Origin of the sequence: Bacillus cereus group sp. BfR-BA-01311, assembly GCF_022664295.1 — a bacterium.
In the GTDB taxonomy this organism is placed as follows: Bacteria; Bacillota; Bacilli; order Bacillales; family Bacillaceae_G; genus Bacillus_A; species Bacillus_A cereus.
On the sequence record NZ_JAKUHC010000018.1, the window covers coordinates 65,067 to 72,418 of the forward strand.

Here is a 7,352-nt window from a genome sequence, read left to right on the forward strand (position 1 = left end):
ATGAAAAAGGGAAATATTATCTACTCTTTTTTCTGTGCTAACAATTCAAGCCCGCGATTCATTTCATGAAGCACTTCTTCATCTTTCTCACGTTCCATCGCTTTCTCAATCGCTTCGCCTACTCCATCTCCGCCAATTTTCCCAAGTGCCCATGCTGCCGTTCCGCGTAGTACCGGTCTTGGGTCATCTTTCATAACACCAATTAAATCTGGAATTGCCGATGCTTCTTTAAAATGTGCTAATGCTAAAATCGCATTTCTTTGCAGTGGCTTTTTCCCTCTCCATGACCCTGACATAATCCCATATTTCTCTTTAAAATCACGATTACTAATTGTTAAAAGTGGCGTTAATAATGGTTTAACTAGCTCAGGATCCGGCTCCATCTCAGGATGATTATGAAAATCCATTCCTTTATTTTTCGGGCAAACAGTCTGACACGTATCACATCCATATATACGATTTCCTATTTTATCGCGATATTCTTCAGGTAGGAATCCTTTCGTCTGTGTTAAAAACGCAATGCACTTCTTCGAATCTAACTGTCCCCCCTGTATTAAAGCACCGGTAGGACAAATATCAATACATTTCGTACAGCCTCCGCATTGATCTTCTATCGGCTTATCTGGCGGGAATGGAACATTTGTAATCATTTCCCCTAAGTATACGTACGAACCAAATTCAGGTGTAATAATAGAGCAGTTTTTACCGCTCCATCCAATACCAGCACGCTCTGATACAGCTCGATCACTTAATTCACCTGTATCAACCATGGACTTCACTTCTATATCGGGAAGTTTTTCAATTAAATATGCCTCTAATTTTTGCAAACGATCTCGTAAAACAAGATGATAATCTTGTCCCCAAGAAGCACGACAAAAAATCCCACGGCGTTCTCCACGCTTACTTAATGGTGCATTTTTTAATTTTGAAGGATATGCTAAAGCAATCGCAATAATTGATTTAGCACCCGGTAATAACAGTTGCGGATTCGTTCTCTTCTCTATATCAGGCTCTTCAAATCCAGATTGATAATTTAATTGTTGTTGCTGGATTAAGCGCTGCTTTAATTCCTCAAAAGGAGAAGCGCTCGCAAAGCCTATTTTATCTATGCCAATTGTTTTACTATACGCAATTACATCTTGCTTTAATTGTTCAAAATCCACTCTTAATCGCCTCCTCAGATGAATCCACCCCTTATGTAACCACTCTATTGGTTAGTAATTCACGTTTGGAATACTATCATTTACTTCTATTTTCGCATGTAATTATATTTTTCAAACATTAAAAAACGCAATGCCTCGTTTATCTCGGAAACGAAACACTGCGTTGATCACAATTTATAGAAAAACTTTTAATAAAATTTGGAGCGGGTGAAGAGAATCGAACTCTCGACCAGAGCTTGGAAGGCTCTTGTTTTACCACTAAACTACACCCGCAAATATGAATTACATATAAGATATTAGAATAACTTATGTAAAATAGTATAGCATGTAAAAAAAGTAGAGGCAAGAATTTTATCGAAAAAAGTCGAAAAAGTGATGAGAGACCTCATCACTTTTTCAATTCTTTATCAATTGCCTTCTTCATACTATCAAAATCAGGATTTGCAAGATTTCCGTTTACATATACAGAAGGAGCACCTTGAACTTTTAATTTTTGAGCACGATCTGAATCTTTACGTACTTTTTCTGTAATTTCTTTACTGTGTAAGTCTTTCTTAAATTGCTCTACATCAACTTTTGGAAGTTTCTCTTTCACAATGCTAAGAAGCAAATCTTCTGTAATCCATTCTTCCGTATCTTTCTTTTGATTTTGATAAATCTCATCATAGAAAATCCAGAATGAATCTTTATCTTGTTTATAAATTGCTTCACCAGCTGCTGCACCTAAATCTGAGTCTTTTCCGATAAATGGGAAGTTAATAAAATATAACTGCACTTTGCCTTTATCGATATACTCCTCTTTTAATCGAGGTAATACTGTTACATCCCAAGTACGACAAGCAGGACATTTAAAGTCTCCAAATTCAACTACCTTAACTGGAGCATCATCTTTCCCTAAAGATTGTTGCGTAGAATAAGCAAACATCTCATTCCCTTTATCTTTTTTGTCATTTATGATGCTATACGCAATTGTTCCAATTACAATCAATACTGCGATAGAAAAAACTATACCAAGAGCCATGAGTTTATTTGATTTCATATACATTCCTCTTTAAATTCATATTCTGTATACAGCATTGTACACAATACACATAATATCAACACTTATATACGTCACGCAATGAACACGCTCACATAAATTACAAAAACACAATAATTGTGACGATATTGTGTCACAATTTGTCACAATTTATTCAAAAAAAGAAGCTCCTCTGTAGGAACTTCTCTTAACTTACTGCTTTTTTACGCGCGCTATTTAACATCGACTGCTCTATTTTTATATCATGACGAATTACCAATTTCTCACTAACTGCTTGAACATACTCATCATGGCTTATATAGCCTTCTTTCTCCATTAGTCTCAAAACGACATTACGTCTCTCTACTGCTTTATCATAATTTTGGGCAGGTGAGTAATAAGCAGGTGCTTTTACTACAGCAGCCATCATTGCACTTTCAGCCAACGTTAATTGGTTCACCTTTTTACCGAAGTAAAGGTTTGCTGCTTTTTCAATTCCCCATGCTCCTTCTCCATAATAAATATTACTTACATATAATTTTAATATTTCATCCTTTGTAAATGTGCGTTCAATTTTTTTCGTATAAAAAATCTCTTTCCACTTCCGAGAAAATGTACGTTCATTCGTTAAAAAGGCATTTTTAGATAGCTGCTGTGTAATTGTACTTCCTCCTTGCACGACACCACCAGCCTTTATATTCTCAACAGATGCCCTAATAATTGCTATATAATCTAAACCGTTATGATGATAAAATCTTTTATCTTCTGTCGCAATAAATGCATGTGTTAATGATTCTGGCACCTCTAACTTAGCCGGTACATGTAATTTACTAATATCACTTTTCTCAATCATTACATTTCCAATGAATAATAACGTACAACTTAACAATAATAATAATATAATGGCTTTATAAAAAAGTTTAGTCATTGGATTTAATGCAACTTTTTGATGATAGTTCACCCTAGATAATACTCGTTCTTTCATCTTGAACACCTCTTTTCCACACAGCATATAACTCTTACTTTAAGAATACATTGTTGTAAAAAAATATCCCATCGATTTCTCTTACACGTACCTTACATCATTGTAAGGTATAAAGTGAAACTTTAATCGGCCCTCATTAATCAAGCTTACTGCCCAGCAAATAGTTGGATAAAAAAGTATTGTATCACAGTCTTTTTTTATCTACTATTCATCTGAAATATTGAATATAGATTATGTTAAAGTACGAATAACCAATAAAAGAGAAACCCTTAAGACTATTATATTTTCACTTTACACTTTAATTATATCATCTACAAATATATATACTTTTGACTATCTAGTAATCTAAATGTATATAACATATAGATTTATTATACAGAACAAACGTTCCCCAAATCAATACTAGTGCTATTATTATTTTGACCTTTTTCTTAAACAGTATACAAAAAAAGAGTAGTGATTCGAATGTATCTCAAATCGGCTACTCTTTTCTTTACAATCTTCCTATTAAATTATACGGCTGTACTTCCCACGTTTCATACGGAATAAAATGTGTTGCTCTCATTGCATCAAGTGTTCTGGATTTCATATGAGGACGCGTTATATACTCATCTATGTTCTCTTCATTTAAATCAACAAATTTAGCCTCTTGTATTTCTTCAGGTTGAATTTTTATTTCACCACTTATATATGCTACTTTAAAAACAACAGCTAGAATATGCATAGAAGTATTATAATAAACGCCTGTAATTCCGATAGGCTTCACCGTTAACCCTGTTTCCTCTTTTATTTCCCTACAGACAGCTTGATCGAGCGCTTCGCCTTCTTCTACCTGTCCTCGTGGCAACTCCCACGTATCAGCTCGCCAGTGCACTTTTGTTAATAACACTTCATTTTTTCCATTTGTTAAATAACCGGCTACAGCAACGATATGCTTTGGTGTCTTATGTTCCATATTAAGCCTCCTAGAGATAATGAATATTTTATATATCCCTATAATCATATTCCCTACCTACAACAAAATACCTTTAATACTTCATCACCTTAATTAACTTCATAAAAAAGACCCTATCCGCTAAGCGAAAAGGGTCATCTATCGTATTACTCTCCTAAGTCTACGTTGTGATAAACTTGTTGAACATCTTCTAAATCTTCTAATGCATCAACCATTTTCTCAAATTGTGCTTGAGCATCTTCAGGAAGTGTTACATCACTTTGTGCAAGCATTGTTAATTCTGCAACTGTAAACTCCTCAACGCCAGCACCTTTAAGTGCAGATTGTACTGCATGAAATTGATCTGGTTCAGCATACACGATAACAGAATCTTCTTCTTCTAGAATGTCACGTGCATCTACATCTGCTTCCATTAAAATTTCAAGAACTTCATCTGATGTTTTACCTTCAAGGCCGATAACAGCTGTCGCATCAAACATGTAAGCTACAGAACCGTTCACACCCATATTACCACTGTTTTTGCTAAATGCAGCTCGTACATCTGCTGCAGTACGGTTTACGTTATTTGTAAGTGTATCTACAATAACCATAGCTCCATTTGGTCCGAATCCTTCATAACGAAGCTCGTCATAATTTTCTTCTGAACCGCCTTTTGCTTTTTCAACTGCACGATCAATAATTGTTCTTGGAACATTGTATGTTTTCGCACGCTCTAATACAACTCTTAGTGCTTGGTTTGATTCTGGATCTGGCTCGCCTTGTTTTGCTGCCACATAAATTTCACGCCCAAATTTCGCGTATATACGGCTTGTATTTGCATCTTTTGATGCTTTTTTGTCTTTAATATTGTTCCATTTACGGCCCATACTTTCCACTCTCTTTCCCGTTTTAAATCTACATAAAAATATTAATATGAAATATAATGTGTGTTCAACACATTTTTAAAAGAAATATAAAAAGTTCATTTTTGATTCATATTACAGACATAATATAAATCACTATCATTTTGTTCTTTCGACAAGTTATATTATACATGAATTCCTACGTTTATTACGAATTTTAGAAGCACATAGTATAATTTAACAAAAAGACTCTAACATTTCTGTTACAGTCTTTTTATATTGCCAATAAATATTTCCATATTATTCCCATAATTGTTTTCTATTGTTGTATAATAAAAATAGGAAAAAATTTGAAGAAAAGATGGAGGGTGAATTATGACACATTCAAAAGACAAAAAATCACATGCTTTTAAAGGAATAGGAGAAAAATTAAACCCAACTATCTATCAAGTGAGATTCATGAAATTAGATGAACCAATTCGATTTGAGTCGTTTCCTGAATTAAAGGAATTAGGAGACTGGTTGAGTACTTCAACGCACATGTGGTCATGCGACTCAACTATGTACAAATACAACAGAGAAGAGTTTGAAAAGAAGTTCTTAGAAATTACGAAATTAACAGCTGATCATGTACTAATATCTACTGGTGGCGTCGGATTTAACTTCATGTCACCAGGTTGGAGAAATTCTCTATAAAATAATGAAATTATATAAAGGGATAAAAATTTATCCCTTTATTGTTTTGTAGCTTTCCCCAACTGTATCGCATGTACTAAATGAATAAGTTTACCTTAATCATTTATAACCATTTCACCAACACACCATTTTGCTTATTTTATAGTGTGATGAAAATATAAAAAGACTCTACACATTTGGTGTAGAGTCTTTTATTACGCCGTTCATGATACCGATGGTCGGGGTCGAACCGACACTCCCGAAGGAACACGATTTTGAGTCGTGCGCGTCTGCCAATTCCGCCACATCGGCACAAAAGAAAAGGCGGCAACCGGATTTGAACCGGTGATAAAGGTTTTGCAGACCTCTGCCTTACCACTTGGCTATGCCGCCATATAAAGTTTTATTGGAGCGGAAGACGGGATTCGAACCCGCGACCCCAACCTTGGCAAGGTTGTATTCTACCACTGAACTACTTCCGCAAAAATGGCTGGGCTAGCTGGATTCGAACCAGCGCATGACGGAGTCAAAGTCCGTTGCCTTACCGCTTGGCTATAGCCCATCGAATTCTTACTTAATTATATGTAAGTATCCATTAGATTATTTGTAATTTTTAAAATAAAAATGGGGCGACTGATGGGAATCGAACCCACGAATGCCGGAGCCACAATCCGGTGCGTTAACCACTTCGCCACAACCGCCATGTTGTGTAAATATATTTGGCAGGGGCAGTAGGAATCGAACCCACACTGGAGGTTTTGGAGACCTCAGTTCTACCTTTAAACTATGCCCCTATGTAAATGGTGGAGGGGGGCAGATTCGAACTGCCGAACCCGAAGGAGCGGATTTACAGTCCGCCGCGTTTAGCCACTTCGCTACCCCTCCGAAACTTACATGGTGCCGGCTAGAGGACTTGAACCCCCAACCTACTGATTACAAGTCAGTTGCTCTACCAATTGAGCTAAGCCGGCGTATTTTATTAAAATAAATGGTGGCTCGGGACGGAATCGAACCGCCGACACGAGGATTTTCAGTCCTCTGCTCTACCGACTGAGCTACCGAGCCTTATTAAAATGGCGGTCCCGACCGGGGTCGAACCGGCGATCTCCTGCGTGACAGGCAGGCATGTTAACCACTACACCACGGGACCATTTGGTTGCGGGGACAGGATTTGAACCTGCGACCTTCGGGTTATGAGCCCGACGAGCTACCGTGCTGCTCCACCCCGCGATAATACTATTCATATAAAATTTATATGGTGGAGGATGACGGGATCGAACCGCCGACCCCCTGCTTGTAAGGCAGGTGCTCTCCCAGCTGAGCTAATCCTCCAAAGTGGTGACCCGTACGGGATTCGAACCCGTGTTACCGCCGTGAAAGGGCGGTGTCTTAACCACTTGACCAACGGGCCAAATATTATAAATCCTATGGCGGAGAGCAAGGGATTCGAACCCTTGATACGCTTGTGACGTATACACGATTTCCAATCGTGCTCCTTCGGCCAACTCGGACAGCTCTCCAATGGCTCCGCAGGTAGGAATCGAACCTACGACCGATCGGTTAACAGCCGATAGCTCTACCGCTGAGCTACTGCGGAATAATATTGCCTGGCAACGTCCTACTCTCACAGGGACAAGGTCCCAACTACCATCGGCGCTAGAGAGCTTAACTTCCGTGTTCGGTATGGGAACGGGTGTGACCTCTCTGCCATCAT

At 37.6% G+C, this 7,352-nt stretch carries 6 protein-coding genes, 16 tRNA genes and 1 rRNA gene; 1 reads left to right on the forward strand and 22 read right to left on the reverse strand.

What is annotated here, in order from left to right; all coding sequences use genetic code 11:
* Nucleotides 1-20 precede the first annotated feature (20 nt).
* From queG to MR136_RS25390, 6 genes are all read right to left on the reverse strand, one after another.
* Nucleotides 21-1,163 (reverse strand): tRNA epoxyqueuosine(34) reductase QueG, encoded by a 1,143-nt coding sequence (queG, locus tag MR136_RS25365; protein ID WP_000345215.1) that lies wholly within the window; start codon nucleotides 1,161-1,163, stop codon nucleotides 21-23.
* Between the two features lie 199 nt (nucleotides 1,164-1,362).
* Nucleotides 1,363-1,436 (reverse strand) — tRNA-Gly (locus MR136_RS25370).
* A gap of 115 nt (nucleotides 1,437-1,551) precedes the next feature.
* Complete coding sequence (locus tag MR136_RS25375; RefSeq protein WP_000841308.1) at nucleotides 1,552-2,202, reverse strand: DsbA family protein; 651 nt, start codon at nucleotides 2,200-2,202, stop codon at nucleotides 1,552-1,554.
* Nucleotides 2,203-2,389: 187 nt separating this feature from the next.
* On the reverse strand, nucleotides 2,390-3,166 hold the full coding sequence (locus tag MR136_RS25380) for a transglycosylase domain-containing protein (protein WP_000664715.1): 777 nt from the start codon (nucleotides 3,164-3,166) through the stop codon (nucleotides 2,390-2,392).
* 493 nt (nucleotides 3,167-3,659) lie between these two features.
* On the reverse strand, nucleotides 3,660-4,121 hold the full coding sequence (locus MR136_RS25385; protein ID WP_242259666.1) for an NUDIX hydrolase: 462 nt from the start codon (nucleotides 4,119-4,121) through the stop codon (nucleotides 3,660-3,662).
* Nucleotides 4,122-4,267: 146 nt separating this feature from the next.
* The gene (locus tag MR136_RS25390; RefSeq protein WP_000532952.1) at nucleotides 4,268-4,987 is read right to left on the reverse strand and encodes a YebC/PmpR family DNA-binding transcriptional regulator; all 720 of its coding nucleotides are present in this window, start codon (nucleotides 4,985-4,987) and stop codon (nucleotides 4,268-4,270) included.
* 351 nt (nucleotides 4,988-5,338) lie between these two features.
* On the opposite strand from MR136_RS25390, the gene MR136_RS25395 reads away from it, so the two are divergent.
* On the forward strand, nucleotides 5,339-5,659 hold the full coding sequence (locus MR136_RS25395) for a DUF3884 family protein (RefSeq protein WP_017674571.1): 321 nt from the start codon (nucleotides 5,339-5,341) through the stop codon (nucleotides 5,657-5,659).
* A gap of 209 nt (nucleotides 5,660-5,868) precedes the next feature.
* On the opposite strand, the gene MR136_RS25400 is transcribed toward MR136_RS25395, so the two are convergent.
* The 16 genes from MR136_RS25400 to rrf form a co-directional block, all read right to left on the reverse strand.
* Nucleotides 5,869-5,950 (reverse strand) — tRNA-Leu (locus tag MR136_RS25400).
* 10 nt (nucleotides 5,951-5,960) lie between these two features.
* Nucleotides 5,961-6,031: transfer RNA gene (locus MR136_RS25405), tRNA-Cys, on the reverse strand.
* A gap of 14 nt (nucleotides 6,032-6,045) precedes the next feature.
* Nucleotides 6,046-6,120: transfer RNA gene (locus MR136_RS25410), tRNA-Gly, on the reverse strand.
* Between the two features lie 5 nt (nucleotides 6,121-6,125).
* Nucleotides 6,126-6,200, reverse strand: a tRNA-Gln gene (locus MR136_RS25415).
* Between the two features lie 63 nt (nucleotides 6,201-6,263).
* Nucleotides 6,264-6,339, reverse strand: a tRNA-His gene (locus tag MR136_RS25420).
* A 19-nt stretch (nucleotides 6,340-6,358) separates the two neighbouring features.
* Nucleotides 6,359-6,432: transfer RNA gene (locus MR136_RS25425), tRNA-Trp, on the reverse strand.
* 7 nt (nucleotides 6,433-6,439) lie between these two features.
* Nucleotides 6,440-6,523: transfer RNA gene (locus MR136_RS25430), tRNA-Tyr, on the reverse strand.
* A 10-nt stretch (nucleotides 6,524-6,533) separates the two neighbouring features.
* A tRNA-Thr gene (locus MR136_RS25435) sits at nucleotides 6,534-6,609 on the reverse strand.
* 18 nt (nucleotides 6,610-6,627) lie between these two features.
* Nucleotides 6,628-6,703: transfer RNA gene (locus MR136_RS25440), tRNA-Phe, on the reverse strand.
* A gap of 9 nt (nucleotides 6,704-6,712) precedes the next feature.
* Nucleotides 6,713-6,788, reverse strand: a tRNA-Asp gene (locus MR136_RS25445).
* Between the two features lie 3 nt (nucleotides 6,789-6,791).
* Nucleotides 6,792-6,868, reverse strand: a tRNA-Met gene (locus MR136_RS25450).
* Nucleotides 6,869-6,894: 26 nt separating this feature from the next.
* Nucleotides 6,895-6,970, reverse strand: a tRNA-Val gene (locus tag MR136_RS25455).
* A gap of 4 nt (nucleotides 6,971-6,974) precedes the next feature.
* Nucleotides 6,975-7,049, reverse strand: a tRNA-Glu gene (locus MR136_RS25460).
* A gap of 17 nt (nucleotides 7,050-7,066) precedes the next feature.
* Nucleotides 7,067-7,158, reverse strand: a tRNA-Ser gene (locus tag MR136_RS25465).
* Nucleotides 7,159-7,160: 2 nt separating this feature from the next.
* Nucleotides 7,161-7,235 (reverse strand) — tRNA-Asn (locus tag MR136_RS25470).
* A gap of 8 nt (nucleotides 7,236-7,243) precedes the next feature.
* Nucleotides 7,244-7,352: ribosomal RNA gene (gene rrf, locus MR136_RS25475) — 5S ribosomal RNA — on the reverse strand; the annotation flags it as partial.

Excerpts from the sequence above, each read along its gene's own strand:
- MR136_RS25375 (WP_000841308.1), bottom strand. The coding sequence starts at position 2,202 with ATGAAATCAAATAAACTCATGGCTCTTGGTATAGTTTTTTCTATCGCA.
- MR136_RS25380 (WP_000664715.1), bottom strand. The coding sequence starts at position 3,166 with ATGAAAGAACGAGTATTATCTAGGGTGAACTATCATCAAAAAGTTGCA.
- MR136_RS25385 (WP_242259666.1), bottom strand. The coding sequence starts at position 4,121 with ATGGAACATAAGACACCAAAGCATATCGTTGCTGTAGCCGGTTATTTA.
- MR136_RS25390 (WP_000532952.1), bottom strand. The coding sequence starts at position 4,987 with ATGGGCCGTAAATGGAACAATATTAAAGACAAAAAAGCATCAAAAGAT.
- MR136_RS25395 (WP_017674571.1), top strand. The coding sequence starts at position 5,339 with ATGACACATTCAAAAGACAAAAAATCACATGCTTTTAAAGGAATAGGA.